Raw genomic sequence first — 21034 nt, 5'->3', positions numbered from 1 at the left:
ACCATTAAAGAATTTAAATAGCTTTGTGCAAAAATTAGCTACTTTCTGCTTAAAAAGTCCTCTTATTCCACTGCCCTTGTCACCATACCGCTACCCTTATTCCACAAAAAAGAGCTCTACCTTAAAAGATAAAGCCCTTTCAGTCAGTAATATAAGCACTCAGTAATCCATGATAGTCATCGTCGGCTAATGAGTGCCTTATACCCTACTTCCATTCAGATCAAGCATAAAGCTAGTAGAAGCCGGTAAGTTTTTCGTTAAAGCTAATGTAAATATTCTTCTTCTGGGTATAAGCATCGAGAATCATCTTATGGGTCTCTCGACCAATTCCCGATTTTTTATAACCACCAAAAGGAGAGTGTGCCGGCAATTCATTGTAAGTATTGACCCACATCCGTCCCGTACGGACAGCTTTTGCAACACGGAACGCTCTATTGATATCACGCGTCCAGACTGCGCCACCTAAACCATATTCCGAGTCATTAGCAAGCTCGATCACCTCTTCTTCACTATCAAAAGGCAAAATAGCAACAACAGGACCAAAAACTTCCTCTTTCTCAATGCGCATATTAGGTTTTACATCCACAATCGCCGTCGGACAAAGAAATGCACCTCGATCTGAGGCACGCTGACCACCGGTTAAAACACGCGCACCCTCCTCTTTCGCAATATCAACATAGCCCAAAATCTGCTTAAGTTGCTTCTCATTAATTTGCGCACCCATCTGTGTATTGGGGTCGAGGGGATCTCCCACACGAACACTCTCAAACTTCTCTTTCAACTTCTCTAAAAATTGATCATAGATCGATCGCTGAATAAAGAGACGAGAACCCGCACAACAGACCTGACCTTGATTAAAGAGAATTCCCATCAGCGCACCATCGATTGCTTTATCAATCTGCGCATCTTCAAAGATGATATTTGCTGACTTTCCACCTAGCTCTAAAGTTGCTGGAATTAGCTTGTCGGCAGCTGCTTTCGCGACGTTATATCCAACACTTGTGGAACCGGTAAAGGCAAACTTACTAAAACCTTCATGCTCTAAGATATAGTTCCCTGTAGTTGAACCACCGCCTGTCAGAACGCTAACAACCCCTTTGGGTAATACCTCATTGAGGATACGACCAAGCTCAAGGAGTGTAATAGAAGTATCGCTCGATGGCTTAATGACAATACAGTTACCTGCGGCAAGTGCCGGGGCAATCTTCCAAGCCCCCATCAAAAGTGGAAAGTTCCAAGGAATAATCTGTCCAACAACGCCAATAGGCTCACTGAGTACAATACTTAAACTATCTTTATTAATTAGGTTCGCTTCATCACTCTCTGCACGAATAACGCCGGCGAAATAACGAAAATGATCGATCGCTAGCGGAACATCAACATTCATCGTCTCACGAATTGGCTTACCATTATCGAGCGTCTCCAATGTTGCAAAACGCTCTAACTCTGCCTCTAAGCGATCAGCAATCTCTAAGAGATATTTCGCTCGTTCTTGTGGCGAAGTTTGACTCCACGTATCAAATGCAGTCCATGCCGCTTTTACAGCACGATCAACATCTTCTTTTTCTGCGACAGCGATCTCTGTCAACTTCTCACCTGTTGCGGGATTGTGGCTCTCTAAGGTTTTACCTTGCGCTCCATCGAGCCATTCCCCATCAATTAAGAGTTGATAAGAGCTCTGCGGACGCAAATCACCATTGATATCAGATAACATTTTCATACACTAATCTCCTTAACGAATATTAAGAACGAGCCCTACAAAAAGTAGTCTCACCCATCAACATACCGTTTTTTAACGAGATAATCTATTAAAAAGTATAATAAGTTGCGATAAAAATATTATATCTATTTGCTACCTAATTACGCATAACTATAAAATGCAATCATAAAAAAGATGCTATCTAGGAGTTCCTAGAAGCATCTCTCTTCTCTCAATGGCAATTAAAAACCATTCTTAGATCACGTTAGATCTTCAAATTGAAACTAGAGCTTCAACGTCAATTCCAGTTCCAGTTCCAGTTTCAGTTTCAGTTTCAGTTTCAAATAAATTTAGAATCTCCAAAAAGATCTAAAACAATCTCAGAAACAGCGATTACTGAATCAATGGTTATGAAATCAATGATTATGGAATAATTAAGATCGTTCCTGCGGGCACTCGAAGCTGATTATCAGGAAGCCCGTTACGTTGCTTTAATGCCGACTCACTGACCTGATGCGTCCGAGCAATTTCCGCAATAGTATCCCCTCTTTGCACAGTATACTCTTTCAAGGGTCGCTCTTTTGAGATCAACTCAATAGGTGGCCCTGAAGGCTCAGGAAATTGTACTCCAATCGTCACCGGAGGTGGCTCAATCATCGTAACTTCAATGGGCGGCGCTACTGGCTGAATTGCAGGCTCCACCGATTTTGACTCAAGACGAATAGGGGGGATCGTAATCGATTGCTTAGGAGGCGCTACAACTTTTGCTTGATTTTGCGTCAATACTTGCGCACGGCTATTATCTGAGCGCTGAACCACAGTACTATAGATAAGCTCCGTTGCCGGACGCTCCTTATAGTAGGCCTTTATTCCCGCCAAAATATCATTCGCTAAACGATCTTGATGTTTTTTATTGCGAAGGTTCTGCTCCTCTTTCGGATTAGAGATAAATCCTGTCTCAATCAATACAGAGGGGATATCGGGCGCTTTTAATACAGCAAATCCTGCTCGTTCAACCTGTTTTTTATGAAGATTAGCGTGACGACTCAAATTTTTTAAAAGATGATTTCCCAACGCATTAGAGGATTCAATCGTTGCCTCTTGTGATAGATCGAGCAACATAGAGGCGATAGCATCATCCTTATCAGAGATCTTGACGCCACCAATAAGGTCAGATTGGTTCTCAGCTCTTGCAAGTAATCTTGCCGCTTCACTCGATGCGCCACTAGTGGAGAGAATATAGACAGAAGCGCCATCTGCTTTTGCAGAGCCCGCATCGGCATGTAAGGAGATAAACATATCTGCCTTATTCCGTCTTGCAATCAATACCCGCTCTCTCAAAGGAATAAAGGTATCATCATTTCGTGTTAAGATCGCTCTCATATTGGGTTCACGATTGATCTTCTGTTGCAATACTTTTGCAATTTGTAATACAACATCCTTCTCCCTTGTTCCCGCTTTACCAACCGCACCAGGATCTTTTCCGCCATGGCCGGGATCAAGAATAATTAAGATATTTTTCTTAGGAACACGTTTTGCAACTTGTATCTCCTGAGGCTGAGTCACAACTGTCTGCCCTGATGAAGCGAGATCCTCTTTCACACTCCCTACAGATGCACCCACCGCAATAACCAACTCATAACCTAAGCGTCCTCTTAAGACCGCCGCACTCGCCGGTACTGTCCCTTGCTTGAGATCAACAACAATACGAAGGTCGGTTCCCTGCTGGGTTCCTAAACGCACCCCTGCGACATAAGCTGAGCTAATCGGAAGAGAGCTAGCCTTATGCTGTAACTCGGCATTAGGAATATCGATCACTAACCGATCAGGATTTTGTAGACGGAAACTATTAAATTTAATCTGTTGACTTAATGGAAAGATAATTAACATCTCTCCACCGCGATTTTCCATCTTTCCCGTACCGACAACTGTTGCGCCAAACAGCAGATTACTCAACGTTGCCACCATAAAAAATAAAAAGGCAAACAGGATCCGTTTACCTTTTTTTGCTTTCAGCATATTTGCTACTCTCATTCGTTAATCCACTCAACGTTTTCGATGAGCACCTCTTTTGCATCTGAATTTCCAAAGAATAGATTAAAACGGTGATAGAGATCTTCCGCTTTTTGACGCTCGCCAATAGCATCTAAAATCACGATATAGTGAGCGATAATTTCAGGATCTTTATTCTGATGATACGCTTGTACAATATATTTATAAGCACGATCTAGATCCCCTAACATATAGTACGCCCAAGCAAGACTATCTTGAATAAAGTCACGCCCTGGCGCCATTAAATTTGCCTTAGAGATGAAAGGTAATGCAACCTTTGCATTTTTAGGATCGATTTCGATCAGAGAGAACCCTAAAGCATTATAGGCGATAGGATCTTGCGGATTATTACGGATCTCTTCTTGTAGAATCTCCGCCATCTCATTATAGTCTTGATGATATAGAGCACTCATCGAGCGAAGAAAAGCAAGGTAGGAGCTCTCAACCTCAGGAAGTAGTGCCGCCTCTTCTACTAATACCTGATCAAGTAGATCATACTCTTCTAACTCCTGGAGCATTAATAGACGCTTCAAAAGAAGTGAAGGTGCATCGAAGATCTCTAATTGTGCAATTTCATCAAAATAGTGATTAAATTGTGCATAATCTCCCTCTGCTAATGCAATTTTAGCCTTAATGGTATAGAGAGCTTCGGCATATTCTGGCGTCGGATTCTCAATTTCAGGGAGCACTTTTAAAAGGTTTTCACTATTCCCTAAAATTTCAGAGAAATAGAAGAGATTTAAAATTGCTCGAGTTAAAATTTCAGGCTGATCCAGTCTCAACTGCAACATCTCTTTAATGTTGTCATAATTACCCATGACATAAGCCATGCCGATAAACTTCTCAAAAACAGCAGGGTCCTCATTTGTTAAAATCATTAGAGGAATAAGGCGCTGGTAAGCCTCTTCATACTCAAAGTTAGCAATTAATGTATTGGCTAACTCTAGCCCTATCTCTGGATCTTGATACTTGTTATAAGCTTCTTCTAATAACTCAATCGATTTTTCAGGTTCACCCTCATTCCAATAGATATAGGTGTAGAGTGCATAAATTTTAGGATTAGAAGGATCAAGTTGTAATGCTCTCTCTAGATAACCTTCTGCTTCATCAAAGCGTAAATTATCGATTAAAAAACCCGCTAAAAGCACTAAAGGAAAAGTATCATGCTCTTCTAAAGCCGCCATCTTTTTAAAGAGCGTTAGCTGCTCTTCTAATGGAATTTCAAATTCATGAAGCTTCTTTAAAATCGCAAAGTAAGGGGAGGGTTCAACAACTCCCTCATTGGTAAGATAGATCATCTCTACCAGGTTATTATAAGTTCTTGCCGCATACTCAAGATCCCCGGTTAAAAGGTAAGCTTGTGCTAATAAATTATAATTTGCCAAGTTATATGGATTTTGAATCACCAATTTCTGAATAAGTGGAAGTGCATCGGCAATACTGCCTGCTTCTAGATCGAGGCGAATTCTTCGCTCTAAAACTTTTGGGTCACTATTTCGTTCTAATAGCGCATCATAATGCTCTTTTGCACTCTCCCAATCTTCACGCTTAGAAGCGATTTCTGCGGCTAAAAAATCATAAACCTCGGATATTGCTTGATCCCTATAGAATGTTGCAGCATCAATCTCATCAATAAGATCGACCGGTTCATCCCTACCCTCTTCTACCACCCCTGAGTTATCAACTATCGACCCCTCTTCATCAGCTCCTGTTTGAGCATATGTAGGAATGTGCGTTATACACACAAAGAGTAACAGCAGGTTGAACAGTTTCTTCATTCCGAGAGGCTCCTTATAATTTATATCTCTGTATATACTCAAATAGAGAGCGGTACTAAGCAACGATATCAAAGATCAGCATTCATTACTGATAATGTCATGATAATGTCGCTGATAATATTCAACAATTATACTCAGCGACCATGTTGCCGATTTGCCAACTTGTAACTGAGCAACCTCAATTGATCACTCTACCGCTCAGCGGTCGACGATCTCTCTACCTGTCTCTATTTTTTATAATGCTTCTTATAATATCTCTTCTATCCCTTATCTATCCTCTCTCATCGAGATCAATATTTATCTGGTATGATGAAAGAAGATTGATTCTTCGCCTATTTTAACGTAAAAATCGGGGAAGTGTTAATTATTACCATCAAACTAAAAGGAGTTACAAAAGTATGAGTCAGAAACATTTTGCTTTAATTCTTTCAGGATGTGGTCACCTAGATGGTGCAGAAATTACAGAGGCGACCGCACTTAATATCGCACTCTCTAAAGCAGGAATAGCGGTCTCATTCTATGCGCCAGATCGCTTGCAAGCCGATACCATCAATCACCTCAATGGAGAGATTGAAGGAGATGAGCGCAATATTATGCAAGAGGCCGCCCGTATCGCGAGAGGGAAAATCTCCCCCATCTCCAAACTAGACCTCAATAAAATCGATGGTGTAGCACTCGCTGGTGGTTTTGGCGTGATTAAAAACTTCACTAATTTTCTTGATAAAGGGGAAGACGCTACCCTTTCTGCCGATATCGGGGAGAAACTTAAAAGTGCTATCGAGATGAAAAAGCCAATTATTGCGATCTGTGCTGCCCCAATGGCTATTGCAATTGCACTCAAAGAGCTCAATATCAAAGATGCATCTATCACCTTTGGACAAGCTCAAAATGCCGGCGCTTTTCTACCCGCTCTTGAAAAGTGGGGTATAAAACATATCGAAACCGCAACAACCGATGCACATTATGACGCCCAATATCAAATTATTACGGGCGGCGCATATATGGATGGTGATGCAACACCTTATGAAATCTTTCAAGGGGCATTAAAGGCTATAGAGATTTATCAAAAATCAACAAAATAGATCATAGATCTGCATTAAGTGAGCCTCCATATCATCGTTTAACAAATGGTTTAACAAATGATATGGAGGGTTCTTAATAAAATGGCTCAAATAGGGGTCTAACAAAATTTTCACAAAAGGAGCAAGAGAGATCTTTGCTTATTTTATAGTCAAGAATCTCAACTGTTTTCCACTTTTAAAAAAATCAGGTACACTCTCAATTATACGACTAATTTTAAGTCACAATTAGGGGCTTTACCTCCCTAATTTTCAATCCTTAATGATGTAGTCAAAAATAGATAAACGCCTAAAAGCAGACTCACTCAGAAACTATTTTTGAACTCTCATTGTTCATCACTCATTAATCATTGGAGAAATTTGATCTATCATGGAGCCTCTTAAAGTAGGATTAATTGGTCTTGGCACTGTTGCCTCAGGCGTTGCCGCTGTTTTAACAAAAAATAGAGAAGAGATTGCTCGTCGAATTACCCGCACCCCTATTATAGAAAAAGTATTTGTGCGCTCACTCGAGAGAGATAACCCTTACGATCTCAACATGACAACCTCTATTGCCGATATTACCGATCATCCTGAAATTGATATTGTAATTGAGCTCATTGGTGGCATTGAACCTGCATTAACCTATATTAAAAGCGCTCTAAGTCATGGAAAATCTGTGATTACAGCCAATAAGGAGCTTATTGCTCTCCACGGCAATGAACTGCTTCAACTTGCAAAAGAGAATGGGGTATTTCTCCGTTTTGAGGCATCTGTTGCCGGCGGTATTCCCATCTTAAAACTTTTAAGAGAGGGTCTATCTGCAAATGAGATCGATACCGTGATGGGAATCATTAATGGTACCTCTAACTATATTTTAACGGAGATGAGTCATAAAGGGGTCGACTTCGACCAATGCCTCAAAGAAGCACAAGCACATGGTTATGCCGAGGCAGATCCTACATTTGATATTAAGGGAATCGATGCAGCTCATAAGCTAACCATTCTTGCAGCGACAGCCTTTGGAATGCCCCTCAATTTTGAAAATCTCTATATCGAAGGGATTGATACCATTACCGCCGAAGATATTGCTATTACACAAGAAGAGGGTTATACCATTAAACATCTCGGCATTGCCCGAAAGAGCAAGCAAGGAGTTGAGCTTCGCGTCCATCCTACCCTGCTCTCTAAAGATCACCAGCTCGCTCAGGTCGATGGTGTCCTTAATGGCGTTTATGTTGCAGGCAATGCAGTTGGCGAACAATTCTACTCCGGCCGCGGTGCAGGTAGTGAAGCAACAGCATCTGCGGTCATTGCCGATCTTATTGAAATAATTCAGAATAAGAGTCGCAACCATAGTGCGCCGGCATTAGGCTTTTTAGAAGAGAATCTTCAGGAGCTTCCAACACTTCCAGCAAAGGCCTTCTCTTCCCGTTACTATCTCTCTTTTAAATATAGTGACAATCTAATGAGCAACTCTATTACTGAAGCGCTTAAAAAAGTGCTTTTAGACGCGGAAATCAGAGCAGAAAAAATTAAAGTTTATGATCAATATCAACAAGTTATCCTATTTTTAGAAAAAACAGTACAAGAAAATGTAGAAAATATCATTAATAATGCTATGTTAATTAAAGGTATTGAGGATTCTAAATTTATCCGTGTCGAATAAGTTTCTAAAATCTCCCAACAATTGAGGGAGTTTCTTTAAATTTATCGGCAAGAAAAAAGAATAAATGACCACCCATTTCTGAATCATTTTCTGAATAACAAATATAAATCTCAATCACTATATCATTATAAATATTCCTACTACACTTGACGGTAGCGGGAGTAAAAAGGTGCCGAATAATCATCGACACTATTTATGGTGATATCTGATGGAGAGATAAGAGTCGGTTCCCAGATAATGAATTCCTAGATAATGAACAATACTCATAATGGGTGGTACTAAGTGTACCGATGGAGTATACCGATGGAGGAGCTCAAATAGAGCATTCAAATAGAGTAGATTAATAAACAGATTACAGATCGAAAACAGTAGATCAATCAAATAAGCTAAAAACCTGTTTTAATAATCTACTTTCTAAGCTGATCAGCTCTTGAGCAAGATTTAACTCGATCAAATCACCTTCTATCGCCCACTTAGCTCCACTTAGTACTAGCACTGAAAGTTAGTGGAAGTTCTTTATGGAGACTAGATCAGATTAGGATTGATGATAGAGACTAAAGAGTCTCTGGAATCTAACCAATAACCTAAAAAAATGAATAACAAATATTGAAAAGAGAGGAGATCCTGTGAAATTAAGCGGTGCAGAAATCGTCATTCACTCCTTAATGAAGGAGAAGGTAGAGTGTATCTTTGGTTATCCTGGAGGTGCTGTCCTACCGCTTTATGATGAGATTTATAAACAAGACAAAATTGAACATGTCCTTGTGCGCCATGAGCAAGCTGCAACCCATGCGGCTGATGCTTATGCACGTACAACAGGTAAACCAGGCGTAGTACTGGTCACTTCAGGTCCTGGACTAACCAATGCTGTCACCGGTATTGCAACTGCTTATATGGATTCTATTCCCATGATTGTCTTTTCTGGACAAGTAGCTACAAGCTTAATTGGGAATGATGCGTTCCAAGAAGTAGATACTGTCGGAATTACCCTTCCTTGTGTCAAACATAACTTCTTAGTCAAAGATGTCAAAGATCTCGCAAGCACAATTAAAAAAGCATTCTATATTGCTACAACAGGTCGCCCTGGCCCTGTTGTGATAGACCTTCCAAAAGATATTACGGTCCATGAAGCAGAGTTTGTCTACCCTGAAAAAATTACAATGCGCTCCTATAACCCTACCGTTAAGGGGCACTCAAAACAGATCGCTCGCGCATATGATCTTATTATGAAAGCTAAACGCCCGATGGTCTATACCGGCGGGGGCGTCATTATTGGTGAAGCTTCTAAAGAGCTTCGTGAATTTGTTAAAGCGCTCAACCTTCCTATCACAAGTACCTTAATGGGGCTTGGTGCCTATGAAGGAACTGATAAACAATTCCTCGGCATGCTCGGTATGCATGGAACTTATGAAGCAAATATGGCGATGCATCACTGCGATGTTTTAGTTGCCTTAGGTGCGCGCTTTGATGACCGAATCACCGGAACATTAGAGAGCTTCTGCCCCTATGCGAAAATCATCCATGTCGATGTTGATCCATCATCAATTGCTAAAAATGTCCCTGTTGATCTTCCCATTGTGGGACAACTCCAACCTGTTCTTAAAGAACTTAATGCGATCCATAAGAGCAAAAAAGGGAAATTAGATCAGGATGCTCTGACTAAATGGTGGGAGCAGATTGGTGAATGGCGTGCAATGGAATCCTTAAAGTACGAACAATCTGACGTGGTTATCAAACCACAGTTTGTGATTGAAAAACTCTTTGAGGTCACTAAAGGTAAAGCGATTATCACCTCAGATGTGGGCCAACATCAGATGTGGGCCGCACAATATTACCCCTTTGATGAGCCAAGACAGTGGCTCAATTCAGGTGGTCTCGGCACGATGGGCTTTGGCCTTCCTGCCGCAATGGGAGCAAAAATTGCCCGCCCTGATAGAGAAGTCGCCTGTATTACCGGAGATGGTAGTATTCAGATGATGCTCCAAGAGCTCTCTACCATGTTGCAATATTGCTCTCCTGTTAAAATTATTAACCTCAACAATGGTTATTTGGGGATGGTGCGCCAATGGCAAGAATTCTTCTTCCAGAAGCGTTACTGCATGAGCTATTTCGACTCTCTCCCTGATTTTGTAAAACTTGCTGAGGCATATGGTCACAGTGGCGTTCAAATTCACAAACCAAGTGATGTTGAACCGGCACTACGTGAAGCTTTCAAACAGAAAGATAAGACCATCTTCCTCGACTTTATCACCGATCCCAGCGAGAACGTTTACCCAATGATTCCTGCCGGAAAAGGTCATCACGAAATGATCTTAGCGGGTCGTGATAAGATGGAAAATACGCTCAAAGAAGGCTTAAGTCAGGTATAGGAGAGAAAAATGACACTTTTTAATACAGAAACTTCGCGTCATATTATTTCGATCTTAATGGAGAACGAAGCCGGCGCACTATCGAAGGTAGTGAATCTATTTTCCGCCCGTGGTTACAATATTGACAGCCTCTGTGTTGCTGCGACAGATGATCCGTCACTCTCTCGCTTAACACTTGTCACTATTGCCGATCATCATGTTGTTGAGCAGATTATCAAGCAACTCAACAAATTAATTGATGTTGTCAAACTTACAAATCTTTGCGATAGTGCTTATGTTGAGCGTGAAATGATGCTCATTAAAGTACAAGCTGAAGGGCAAAATCGCTCTGAGCTTTTTCGTATCAATGAGATGTTTAGAGGCCGCGTGATTGATGTTACTCCTCTCTCCTACACAATAGAGATGACAGGTACACAAGAGAAGCTTGATGCCTTTATTGTGGCGGTACAGGAGTTAGGAATCATCGAAATTGTAAGATCTGGTGCACTCGGATTAGTCAGAGGCGCAAAAGGTTTAACGATCTAAAGTAACGCTCTAAAATTGAGTAACCACAAATCTAAAAGTAACAAAATAGCTCAATATTTGAGAAATTAAGAATAGATCTAAGAGTAATATCTAAGATCAATATTAAAATAAATTAGATAAATTAATAAATTAGATAAAAAATAATCTCTCTATTTTCACTTAAGCTAATCCTAAAGTAATCGCCATTTAAGAGCGTGCTAACTTATAGCATAGTGAAGAGAGATCATAAACAAAGAAAGGATATTTAAAGATGAATGTTTTTTACGACAAAGATGCCGATATCTCATTAATCAAAGGGACAACTGTTGCAATCATTGGGTATGGATCACAAGGTCACGCTCATGCGCAAAACCTTAAAGATTCAGGTGTCAATGTTATTGTCGGCCTTCGTAAAGGTGGCGCTTCATGGGACAAGGCTGTCAATGCCGGTCATAATGTGAAAGAGATCGCGGATGCAACAAAAGAAGCTGACTTTGTAATGGTTCTTCTCCCTGATGAGAATCAGCCTGCTGTCTATCGTGATGCTATTGAACCTAATCTTAAAGAGGGTGCAACACTTGCATTTGCTCATGGATTTAATATCCACTACAACCAGATTGTTCCTCGCAAAGATCTCGATGTTGTGATGGTTGCGCCAAAAGGCCCAGGTCACACTGTTCGCTCTGAATATGTTAAAGGTGGCGGCGTTCCTACATTGATCGCTGTCTATCAAGACTCATCTGGTAAAGCGCGCGATTTAGCACTCTCTTATGCATCTGCTAATGGTGGTGGCAAAGCTGGCGTAATCGAAACAACCTTCGAAGAAGAGACGGAAACAGATCTCTTCGGTGAACAAGCAGTTCTCTGCGGTGGTGCAGTAGAGCTTGTCAAAGCAGGCTTTGAGGTATTAACAGAAGCTGGCTATGCTCCAGAAATGGCATATTTTGAGTGTCTACATGAGTTAAAGTTAATTGTAGACCTTATGTATGAAGGCGGAATCGCTAACATGAACTACTCCATCTCTAATAATGCCGAGTATGGTGAGTATGTCACTGGCCCTGAAATTATTACAGAAGAGACAAAAGAAGCGATGCGTTATGCACTCTATCGCATTCAATCTGGAGAATATGCGAAGATGTTTATTCAAGAAGGGATGACTAACTATCCATCAATGACTGCACTTCGCCGCTTAAATGCAGAACATCCTATTGAAAAGACAGGTGCTAAACTTCGCTCTATGATGCCATGGATCACAGAAAATAGCCTTGTTGATCAATCAAAAAACTAAATAGAATAGATCTTAATGGGAATCGCTCTAAAATCATCCACTCATCGATAGAGCTTTTAGAGTTTAATTCCCAATAGAGAAATAGATCATCTACAATAGTTTATAGATAGAATGTTCAAAATGCCTTAAGCGGATAACTCTTAAGGCATTTTTTATTACTTTCACTATTAACCGCATGATGCAGTATCACTGTAGAGCAGTATTCATAGCGTTTAAGTCTACTGTTTTAATTTTAGTGTATTATTATTTTTTACCCATTAAGTCATCAAGACAATTCAAGAGAGGATTATAGGATTATTATGACTCAGATTTGGACACCCTCTAGCTGGAGAAACTTCCCTGCGGCACAGATGCCTAACTACAAAGATAAAGCAGCCCTTAAAGCGGTTGAGGATCGTTTACGTAAATCGCCTCCTCTTGTATTTGCCGGCGAAGCCCGTTCTCTAAAATCCCATCTAGCACAAGCTGTTGATGGAAAGGCGTTTCTTCTCCAAGGGGGAGATTGTGCCGAGAGCTTTGCAGATTTTAGTTCTGATAATATTCGTGATACCTTCCGCGTCCTTCTACAGATGGCAGTCACCTTAACATTTGCCGCAAGTAGCCCTGTGATCAAAGTAGGTCGAATTGCCGGACAATTTGCAAAACCTCGCTCATCAGATACCGAGACAATTGATGGTGTGACCCTTCCTAGCTATCGAGGTGACATTGTCAATGGTATTGAGTTTACTACTGAGGCGAGAGAACCCGATCCAGAGAGATTATGGAGAGCATATGCGCAATCAGGATTAACTCTCAACCTGCTCCGTGCCTTTGCAAAGGGTGGATATGCCGACCTGCACCGCGTTCAACGCTGGACAATGAGCTTTGTTGATAAATCACCTCAAGCAGAGCGTTATATCGATCTTGCAACACGCATCCAAGATGCATTGAAGTTTATGCAAGCTTGTGGTGTCGACCCTAATAACGCCATTATTCGTGAGACGGAATACTTCACATCTCATGAGATGCTTCTCCTAGGTTATGAAGAAGCGATGACACGTACTGACTCGACAACCGGCGACTGGTATAACACCTCGGCACATATGGTATGGATTGGAGAGCGTACGCGTCAACTTGATGGCGCGCATATCGAATATGCCCGCGGCATTGCAAACCCAATTGGGGTTAAAGTGAGTCAAAAAATGAGCGATGAAGAACTTATTCGTCTTATTGATGCCCTTAACCCGCAAAATGAACCAGGACGCTTAACCTTAATCACTCGTATGGGCGCCGATAATATTTTAGAGCACCTCCCCAGACTTCTCCGCGTTGTAAAACGAGAAGGGAGAAATGTTGTTTGGAGCTGTGACCCAATGCATGGTAATACCATTACTGAAAACCGCTATAAAACACGTCCCTTTGATCAAATTCTTGCTGAAGTTGTCAATTTCTTCGATGCTCATAATGCCGAAGGCACTTATGCCGGTGGTGTCCATTTTGAAATGACGGGTACCGATGTCACAGAATGTTTAGGGGGTGGACAAAATATCACCTCTAAAGATCTTGAAGATCGTTATCATACACATTGTGATCCTAGATTAAATGCACAACAGAGCTTAGAATTAGCATTCCAAATCTCATCGAAATTAAAAGAGCATCGCGAAAAGATTCCTGCTCGCGTATAATAGTTTAGCTTACTATTGCCCTAATATATGCTATTTTATAGGGCATATCGAATTTCTTAGGAGTATTGTGTTGAATACGAATTACCTCGATTTTGAAGCCCCTATTTATGAGCTTCAAACTAAAATAAATGAGCTCCAAAACTGGGCTCAAGACGCAGATATTGATGTATCGGATAAAATTGAAGCCTTAGAAAAGAAAAAGAATGCAAAGTTAGAGCAGATCTTCTCTAAGCTTACTTCGTGGGAGATCACACAGCTCGCACGCCATCCTTTACGTCCTTATACCCTAGATTACATCAATCTTATTTGTGAGGATTTCCAAGAACTCCATGGTGACCGTGCTTATGCAGATGATGCAGCAATCGTTGGCGGTTTAGCGAGAATTGAGGGCCGAACAGTCATGGTGATTGGTCATCAAAAGGGGCGCGATACCAAGGAGAAGATCAGACGTAACTTCGGTATGCCTCGCCCTGAAGGGTATCGCAAAGCACTTCGCCTCATGAAGCTTGCTGAGCGCTTTAATGTTCCCATCATCACCTTTATCGATACACCTGGAGCATATCCTGGTATTGGGGCTGAAGAGCGTGGACAGAGTGAGGCAATTGCTCGTAACTTATTAGAGATGAGCAAATTACGCGTTCCTATCATCTGCACCGTAACAGGTGAAGGCGGCTCTGGCGGTGCATTAGCGATCGCTGTAGGTGACAAAGTGATGATGCTTCAATACTCTATCTACTCTGTTATTTCCCCTGAAGGCTGTGCTTCTATTCTCTGGAAAAGTGCAGAGAAAAATAAGGAAGCGGCTGAAGCGATGGGTGTAACAGCTGAGAAGAATCGAGAAGCAAAACTGATCGATGAAATCATTGAAGAGCCTCAAGGTGGAGCGCATCGCAACTATAAAGAGATGAGCGATAATATCAAAAAAGAGATTCTTGAAGCATTAGATCAATTATCTCAACTCTCTGTAGAGGAATTACTTGCACAACGTTATGATAAAATCATGGCATATGGGCAGTATAAAGAGAAATAAGCCTATAAAATAGCAGATAAGAGACGATTTTATGAAAAATAAAATCGTCTTTTCTTATGGGAAAAATTAAGCCACCACTGCCCATCATGACTATTGTAACCATCAGTCATAACTGACTAAACATAACGATAATAATTTCAAAAAAGATCAAGAGAATAACAATCTGGAGGGAGATTTATGGAAAAAATTAGAACTCTTTTAGAGAAAATTAGTAAGAGTATTGATCGTTTAGAACCGCTCTTTCCACCTGATCATACGTCCATCAACTTTGCAGAAAATGTTGCATTTCGCTGGGTAAAAAAGAGCTACTCCCCTTTTGGACAGCTTCTCCCCATTAAAAACCCGGCAACCATCTCTTTTGAACAACTTGTTGGAATTGAGAAACAGATTACAATTATCCGTCAAAATACCGAACAGTTTTTAGCACAATTACCTGCAAATAACCTACTCTTGACCGGCGCGCGCGGAACTGGAAAATCCTCCCTGATCAAAGCAACCTTAGCCTCTTATCATACAGATGGATTAAAGATGGTTGAAATTGATAGTCAAGATCTTGAGGATCTTCCTGAGCTTCTTTCACTATTAGAAGAGCTCCCCCACCCTTTCATTATCTTCTGCGATGATCTCTCCTTTGAGTCTGGCGATCCCGCTTATAAACCGCTAAAAGCGATGTTAGATGGCTCCCTCTCGAGCCCGGCAAAAAATATTCTTCTCTATGCCACCTCTAATCGACGCCATCTATTACCTGAATCGATGCAAGATAATCTTAATCAATATGAAGCGCAAGAGATTCACCCACAAGAGGCGATCGAAGAGAAGATCTCACTCTCAGAAAGATTTGGATTATGGGTCTCTTTCTATCCACCTTCACAGAGAGAGTATCTCGCGATGGTGAAAAGTTGGCTCTATCAATTAGCCCCCGACCTCCCCTATAATGAGGAGGTTGAACGAAAAGCGTTGCAGTTTACTCAGAGCCGAGGCTCCCGCAGTGGTCGTATCGCCTATCAATTTGCAAAGGATTTTGTCGGTAGCTCGCAATTAGCCGCTTTGCAGAAAGCAAAAGAAGTAGTTAACTAGTAGTTAACTGCTAAAAAGAGAAGAGTATGATGGAAATACTCATAAAACTACTGATATAAACCAATAACAGCGTTAATCTAAACGGTATAATGATCAAAAAATGATAGACTGAGAGTTCTATCTCAACCTCTATCTCATTAATATTTAGCAAAACAAGGAATAAACAATGTCGACCTACATGGCTAAAGAGATTTTAGATATCCCCAATGTTATCGAGCATCAAAATGAGGCAAATGCCTCAACTCTGATCGCACTTGCGGAGTATCTTAAGAAAAAGCAACCTAATCAGATTATTACATTAGGTCGAGGGAGCTCCTACAATGCATCTATTTATGGGAAGTATCTCTTTGAAACAGGATTAGGAGTTCCCGTCTCTGTTGCTGCGCCCTCCTTAGCAACTGTCTATCAACGCGCCCTCAAAACTGATAATGCCATTTTGATTGTCACATCTCAATCTGGTAAAAGTCCAGACCTTATCACTTTTGCAAAGATGATGCGTGCACAAGGGACTAAGGTCATCGGTATTATCAATGACGAAGAGTCCCCACTTGCTAAAGAGTGTGATTTTCTCTTTGGTATTAAAGCCGGGGAAGAAAAGAGTGTTGCCGCAACTAAAAGCTTTGTCGGAAGCCTCTCAATCTATGCCGCTATTTTTGCCGCATGGAGCGAAGATGGTGCTTTAGCAGATGCCCTTCTTAACCTCCCATTAGCCTTAGAAGAGGCTGTTAATAGTGAGTGGCCAACATTGATTGATCATCTCTCTCATGCAAAAGATCTCTTCATTATCGGTCGTGGCGTAGGTCTCAGTGCTGCTGTTGAAGCAGCCCTTAAATTGAAAGAGACCTGTCAGATTCATGCTGAAGGAATCTCAGCATCAGAAATTTTCCACGGATCAGTATCATTAATTACCCCACAATATCCCGTCATTAGCTTTATTGGCTCGGATCAATCTCGAGCATCCTGCTTAGAGATTAATAAAAAGTTAGAAGGTTATGGGGCACAAGTCTTCTCTGTGGCATCAAAAGCGGGAGATGAATATACCTTAGCCGTTCCAGAGGTTCACCCCCTTCTTCAACCATTAGTTCAGATTACTGCATACTACCGAGTAATCGAGAAACTCTCTAAACATCGTGGCCTAGATCCTGATCTACCCCCTAATCTTAAAAAAGTGACTAAGACGCTATAAGCTACTGCCTCAAAGAGATACAGCAAAAGATATAGTAAGAGATGCCGTAAAATGATAAAAAATTTAAATAGCGGCTTCTCTTCTTCATTAAAAAAATAGGATTGTCACTGAGTCTCAACAGGACTAGAATACTTTCAGTCCATGTTTCCTAAAGAAAACACCTTCTGTTTAATACATAATACCGGCACAATATCAGCCTAATATCAGTCCAGTGTCATAATAATCATGAATCAAAATATCGCTCTTGTTGCTCCCACAATCTTTGATGGCATGCAACTACTCAAAGAGTCAGCCATCTTATTAAAAAATGGTCTTATTGAAGAGATCATCTCCCAACAGGATATTCCCTCCTTTTACACAATAAAAGAGTACCACGGTACATTGCTCCCAGGATTTATCGATCTACAGGTTAATGGTGGTGGAGGAATACTCTTTAATGATGCCCCTAATCTTCTCGGCATATCCCAAATTTTAAAAGCACATCGAGCAAGAGGAACAGCGGCACTTCTTCCCACGCTCATTACTGCTACAGATGAGGTGATCAAAAGAGGATTGGAGGCCGTTTCAGAGGGGATGGAGAAAAAGCTTCCAGGGTTACTTGGGATCCATATTGAAGGGCCGATGATCAATCCTGAACGTAAAGGGATCCATAAAGCAGATAATATCCGACTTCTGAGTGATGAGATGATCGATCTAATCGCCTCTTATACAGAAATCCCTCGCCTCATTACCCTAGCCCCTGAAATAGTGCCACTCCCCATTATTGAAAAGCTCACTCAATCAGGTGCAATTATCTTTGCCGGACATACCGAATGCCCTCCCGATCTCCTTCATAGAGCTTTAGCGGCAGGCGTTAAAGGATTTACCCATCTCTATAATGCGATGCCACAGATGAGCTCTCGCAATCCGGCAACGACAGGTTATGCCATTCAATCGAAAGAGAGTTACGTTTCCATTATCAATGATACTTTTCATGTCGATCCTTTAATGGTGAAGCTAGCTTATCAGAGTAAGCCTAAAGGAAAACTCTTTATTGTCAGTGATGCCATGAGTTCTATCGGCAGTGATCAAAAATCATTCTACTTAGATGATCAACAAATTTATGTCAATCAAGGGCGTTTAACAAATAATCAAGGAACGCTTGCCGGTGCCCATATCGATATGGCTTGCTCTATTCTCAATGCAATCGATCTTCTCGATATCCCTCTAGAAGAAGCGCTCGCTTTGGGGACATCGATCCCGGCAACTCTCATTTATCAGAAAGATCAGAAAAGCTTTAGAAGTTACGGTTTTCTCCAAAAGGGGGCTCCTGCCTATATCAATCTATTAAAAGAGGGGGAGATTACTCCCCTTAATTTCGAATCATACCCCTCTACTCAAGCAAACTCAGACTTTGAGATGGGATAATAGAGTGATCTATATTAAAGTGGTAGAGAGCAAAAAAAGAGGGGATGATTTTCTCATTAGCTGACTCATCAGCTTTTTCATCAACCTCTCCATTGCACTCTCTCCTATCGGATTAAAAATACTCACTCTCTTTCTCTTCTTGCTCTAAACACCCCTTAGTGCAAAAGAGGGTATATTGGATGGATCAGCCTTTATGAATGGAATTATCTTAATATTGACATGCCTTGTAATAGGTAAACTTGTCACGCGCACAATCAGCTGCAAAAGCGAATTTATCTACTCTCTCAATCGCGTTGCGATCACAGTTGCACTACCGGCATTAATACTCGATAAAGTTCATTCACAAACCTTCTCTTTAGATGCCCTCTTCCCACTTCTCTCGCCTTGGGTGCTTTTCTTAGTAACAATCATCCTCATCTATATCATCAAAATATTTATTCCGATGTCTCGCATCACTACCGGAACACTCATTTTACTTGCTGGAACTGCAAATACCTCATTTGTCGGCGTTCCCTTGATACAGGCAATGATGGGAACAGAGGAGTATCTTGGAATTGCACTCTGGGTTGATCAATCAAACTTTATTCTTCTCTTTACACTCGGTGCTTTTATTGCTGACTTCTATAGTGGTGAAAAGATCTCTATTCGTAAAAACTTACATGCCTTAATTAAATACCCTCCAATTATTGCTCTGATCTTCGCCTTCCTCCTCAAGCCCTTTGTCTACCCAGCCTTTATAACTTTCACTTTAGAGTCCCTCAGTAGCCTCATTACCCCACTGACCATGATCTCTGTTGGAGCAAACTTAACAATACCTCGTAATAGAAAGCTCATCGGTTATCTAACGATTGGTCTTACTATTAAACTTATTGTCTTACCACTCTTTATTCTTGCCACTCTTCTCTTTATCTATGCATCCTCTAATATCTACATCAATCAGATTGTCTTGATGCAAGCGGGCATGGCACCGATGGTGATTGCTGTTATTATTGCGCTTGAGCGCGGACTCGATGGAGAACTCGCCTCCATTATGACCGCTATCGGTATCCCCATCTCATTTTTAACAGTCCCACTCTTCTACTATCTCGTCATCTAATATTTCAATAATAAAGTGATCAAAAAACCCCAAGGTTCAATAACAAACCTTGGGGTGCAATTCGAAACAGAAATTTTTAAGATTTCACATATTCACTATTTGTTGAAAATGCTTCAAAATCGAAGAGATCGCTGTCACATAACTGGGAGAGACGAATATTCTTTGTTGCTCTAAAAATATTATCGATTCTTCCGGGTGACTCTCGCTCCCATTGCTGTAATAGCTTCTTCACCTCTTGTCGCTGTAACCCCTCTTGAGAGCCACATAAATTACAAGGAATAATTGGAAATTCACGTAATTGAGCATAAGCTGCAATATCTGCTTCACTACAGTAACTGAGGGGGCGAATAACAATATTATCAGCATCATCACTCCGCAACTTTGGTGGCATCGCTTTCATTGTTCCCCCAAAAAACATATTCATAAAGAGAGTCTCAACAATATCATCACGATGATGTCCTAAAGCAATCTTATTATAGCCATGCTCTTTAGCAAATGAGTAGAGAGAACCCCGGCGTAACCGAGAACAGAGGCTACACATCGTCTTATCGGGTGCGATCTTCTCTGTCACAATTGAGTAGGTATCTTGTTCAATAATATGATATGGCACACCAATACTCTCTAAATATTGAGGGAGTATCTCTTCAGGAAAACCAGGTTGCTTTTGATCAAGATTAACCGCTAAAATCTCAAATGAGATCGGCGCATGTCTCTGTAGAATCATAAGAAGATCTAACAGCGTGTAAGAATCCTTCCCACCCGAGAGACAAACCATGATGCGATCCCCTTCCTCAATCATCTTATAATCCATCACAGCTCTTCCTACCTGATGACGCAGACGTTTTTGCAATTGAGAAAATGAGAGTTTTTCAGCTTGTTTAGCTTCTGAATGTTGTTGTACTACCGGAGGCTCTTTTGATACTAACTCTGTAATAATCCCAATATTTTTAAACTGCTGACTCATCGCTTTCCACTACCCCATAACATGTTCAAGATTAGATCCCAAATTTTAGACCCTAAATTCAGATCTAATAAATAGATGCCTATTCTAAAGGAAAAGCGATCTAATGAAAATAGAGCAGTTACCAAAAGTATCAACCAAAAAAAGAGCTACCCTCATTCGAGGATAGCTCTCTTCAAATCTCCTTTAAACTTAA

At 41.0% G+C, this 21034-nt stretch carries 15 protein-coding genes; 11 read left to right on the top strand and 4 right to left on the bottom strand.

Annotated features, from left to right (window positions below; all coding sequences use genetic code 11):
* Positions 1–232: 232 nt before the first annotated feature.
* The 3 genes from DC082_RS00650 to DC082_RS00640 all read right to left on the bottom strand — a co-directional run bounded on the left by DC082_RS00650 (position 233) and on the right by DC082_RS00640 (position 5529).
* Positions 233–1720, bottom strand: a complete 1488-nt coding sequence (locus DC082_RS00650) for an aldehyde dehydrogenase family protein (protein ID WP_189363291.1) — start codon at positions 1718–1720, stop codon at positions 233–235.
* 402 nt (positions 1721–2122) lie between these two features.
* Complete coding sequence (locus tag DC082_RS00645; protein ID WP_229821505.1) at positions 2123–3733, bottom strand: N-acetylmuramoyl-L-alanine amidase; 1611 nt, start codon at positions 3731–3733, stop codon at positions 2123–2125.
* Positions 3730–5529: a tetratricopeptide repeat protein gene (locus DC082_RS00640; protein WP_109235305.1), complete on the bottom strand. Its 1800-nt coding sequence runs from the start codon at positions 5527–5529 to the stop codon at positions 3730–3732. Before DC082_RS00640 ends, DC082_RS00645 begins: the two co-directional genes overlap by 4 nt.
* A gap of 398 nt (positions 5530–5927) precedes the next feature.
* Here DC082_RS00640 and elbB point away from each other — a divergent pair, with 398 nt between their 5' ends.
* From elbB to DC082_RS00585, 11 genes are all read left to right on the top strand, one after another.
* Positions 5928–6611 carry an isoprenoid biosynthesis glyoxalase ElbB gene (gene elbB / locus DC082_RS00635; protein WP_109235304.1) on the top strand — a complete coding sequence of 228 codons (684 nt, stop codon included), beginning with the start codon at positions 5928–5930 and terminating at the stop codon, positions 6609–6611.
* A gap of 367 nt (positions 6612–6978) precedes the next feature.
* Positions 6979–8256 carry a homoserine dehydrogenase gene (locus tag DC082_RS00630; protein WP_109235303.1) on the top strand — a complete coding sequence of 426 codons (1278 nt, stop codon included), beginning with the start codon at positions 6979–6981 and terminating at the stop codon, positions 8254–8256.
* A gap of 626 nt (positions 8257–8882) precedes the next feature.
* Positions 8883–10625 (top strand): biosynthetic-type acetolactate synthase large subunit, encoded by a 1743-nt coding sequence (gene ilvB / locus DC082_RS00625; RefSeq protein WP_109235302.1) that lies wholly within the window; start codon positions 8883–8885, stop codon positions 10623–10625.
* A 9-nt stretch (positions 10626–10634) separates the two neighbouring features.
* Positions 10635–11150, top strand: coding sequence for an acetolactate synthase small subunit (gene ilvN / locus DC082_RS00620; protein WP_094568232.1), 516 nt, complete (start codon positions 10635–10637; stop codon positions 11148–11150).
* A gap of 250 nt (positions 11151–11400) precedes the next feature.
* Positions 11401–12417 carry a ketol-acid reductoisomerase gene (ilvC, locus tag DC082_RS00615; protein WP_109235301.1) on the top strand — a complete coding sequence of 339 codons (1017 nt, stop codon included), beginning with the start codon at positions 11401–11403 and terminating at the stop codon, positions 12415–12417.
* A 299-nt stretch (positions 12418–12716) separates the two neighbouring features.
* Complete coding sequence (locus DC082_RS00610) at positions 12717–14081, top strand: class II 3-deoxy-7-phosphoheptulonate synthase (protein ID WP_094568234.1); 1365 nt, start codon at positions 12717–12719, stop codon at positions 14079–14081.
* Between the two features lie 70 nt (positions 14082–14151).
* On the top strand, positions 14152–15111 hold the full coding sequence (accA, locus tag DC082_RS00605) for an acetyl-CoA carboxylase carboxyl transferase subunit alpha (RefSeq protein ID WP_094568293.1): 960 nt from the start codon (positions 14152–14154) through the stop codon (positions 15109–15111).
* Positions 15112–15288: 177 nt separating this feature from the next.
* Positions 15289–16188, top strand: a complete 900-nt coding sequence (locus DC082_RS00600) for an ATP-binding protein (RefSeq protein ID WP_109235300.1) — start codon at positions 15289–15291, stop codon at positions 16186–16188.
* 166 nt (positions 16189–16354) lie between these two features.
* Complete coding sequence (locus DC082_RS00595) at positions 16355–17374, top strand: SIS domain-containing protein (protein ID WP_109235299.1); 1020 nt, start codon at positions 16355–16357, stop codon at positions 17372–17374.
* Positions 17375–17599: 225 nt separating this feature from the next.
* On the top strand, positions 17600–18781 hold the full coding sequence (gene nagA, locus DC082_RS00590; protein ID WP_109235298.1) for an N-acetylglucosamine-6-phosphate deacetylase: 1182 nt from the start codon (positions 17600–17602) through the stop codon (positions 18779–18781).
* A 193-nt stretch (positions 18782–18974) separates the two neighbouring features.
* Complete coding sequence (locus DC082_RS00585) at positions 18975–19877, top strand: AEC family transporter (RefSeq protein ID WP_133243667.1); 903 nt, start codon at positions 18975–18977, stop codon at positions 19875–19877.
* Between the two features lie 76 nt (positions 19878–19953).
* Here DC082_RS00585 and ttcA read toward each other — a convergent pair whose 3' ends face one another.
* The gene (gene ttcA / locus DC082_RS00580; protein ID WP_109235296.1) at positions 19954–20841 is read right to left on the bottom strand and encodes a tRNA 2-thiocytidine(32) synthetase TtcA; all 888 of its coding nucleotides are present in this window, start codon (positions 20839–20841) and stop codon (positions 19954–19956) included.
* Positions 20842–21034 lie beyond the last annotated feature (193 nt).

It is taken from the genome of Ignatzschineria indica (assembly GCF_003121925.1).
Classification (GTDB): domain Bacteria; phylum Pseudomonadota; class Gammaproteobacteria; order Cardiobacteriales; family Wohlfahrtiimonadaceae; genus Ignatzschineria; species Ignatzschineria indica.
Note: the sequence above shows the minus strand (reverse complement) of the source record. Positions and strands in the feature narration are given on the sequence as shown.

Excerpts from the sequence above, each read along its gene's own strand:
- DC082_RS00610 (WP_094568234.1), top strand. The coding sequence starts at position 12,717 with ATGACTCAGATTTGGACACCCTCTAGCTGGAGAAACTTCCCTGCGGCA.
- DC082_RS00630 (WP_109235303.1), top strand. The coding sequence starts at position 6,979 with ATGGAGCCTCTTAAAGTAGGATTAATTGGTCTTGGCACTGTTGCCTCA.
- DC082_RS00640 (WP_109235305.1), bottom strand. The coding sequence starts at position 5,529 with ATGAAGAAACTGTTCAACCTGCTGTTACTCTTTGTGTGTATAACGCAC.
- nagA (WP_109235298.1), top strand. The coding sequence starts at position 17,600 with ATGAATCAAAATATCGCTCTTGTTGCTCCCACAATCTTTGATGGCATG.
- DC082_RS00595 (WP_109235299.1), top strand. The coding sequence starts at position 16,355 with ATGTCGACCTACATGGCTAAAGAGATTTTAGATATCCCCAATGTTATC.
- ilvC (WP_109235301.1), top strand. The coding sequence starts at position 11,401 with ATGAATGTTTTTTACGACAAAGATGCCGATATCTCATTAATCAAAGGG.
- DC082_RS00585 (WP_133243667.1), top strand. The coding sequence starts at position 18,975 with ATGAATGGAATTATCTTAATATTGACATGCCTTGTAATAGGTAAACTT.
- DC082_RS00600 (WP_109235300.1), top strand. The coding sequence starts at position 15,289 with ATGGAAAAAATTAGAACTCTTTTAGAGAAAATTAGTAAGAGTATTGAT.
- ilvN (WP_094568232.1), top strand. The coding sequence starts at position 10,635 with ATGACACTTTTTAATACAGAAACTTCGCGTCATATTATTTCGATCTTA.
- ttcA (WP_109235296.1), bottom strand. The coding sequence starts at position 20,841 with ATGAGTCAGCAGTTTAAAAATATTGGGATTATTACAGAGTTAGTATCA.
- DC082_RS00645 (WP_229821505.1), bottom strand. The coding sequence starts at position 3,733 with ATGAGAGTAGCAAATATGCTGAAAGCAAAAAAAGGTAAACGGATCCTG.
- DC082_RS00650 (WP_189363291.1), bottom strand. The coding sequence starts at position 1,720 with ATGAAAATGTTATCTGATATCAATGGTGATTTGCGTCCGCAGAGCTCT.
- elbB (WP_109235304.1), top strand. The coding sequence starts at position 5,928 with ATGAGTCAGAAACATTTTGCTTTAATTCTTTCAGGATGTGGTCACCTA.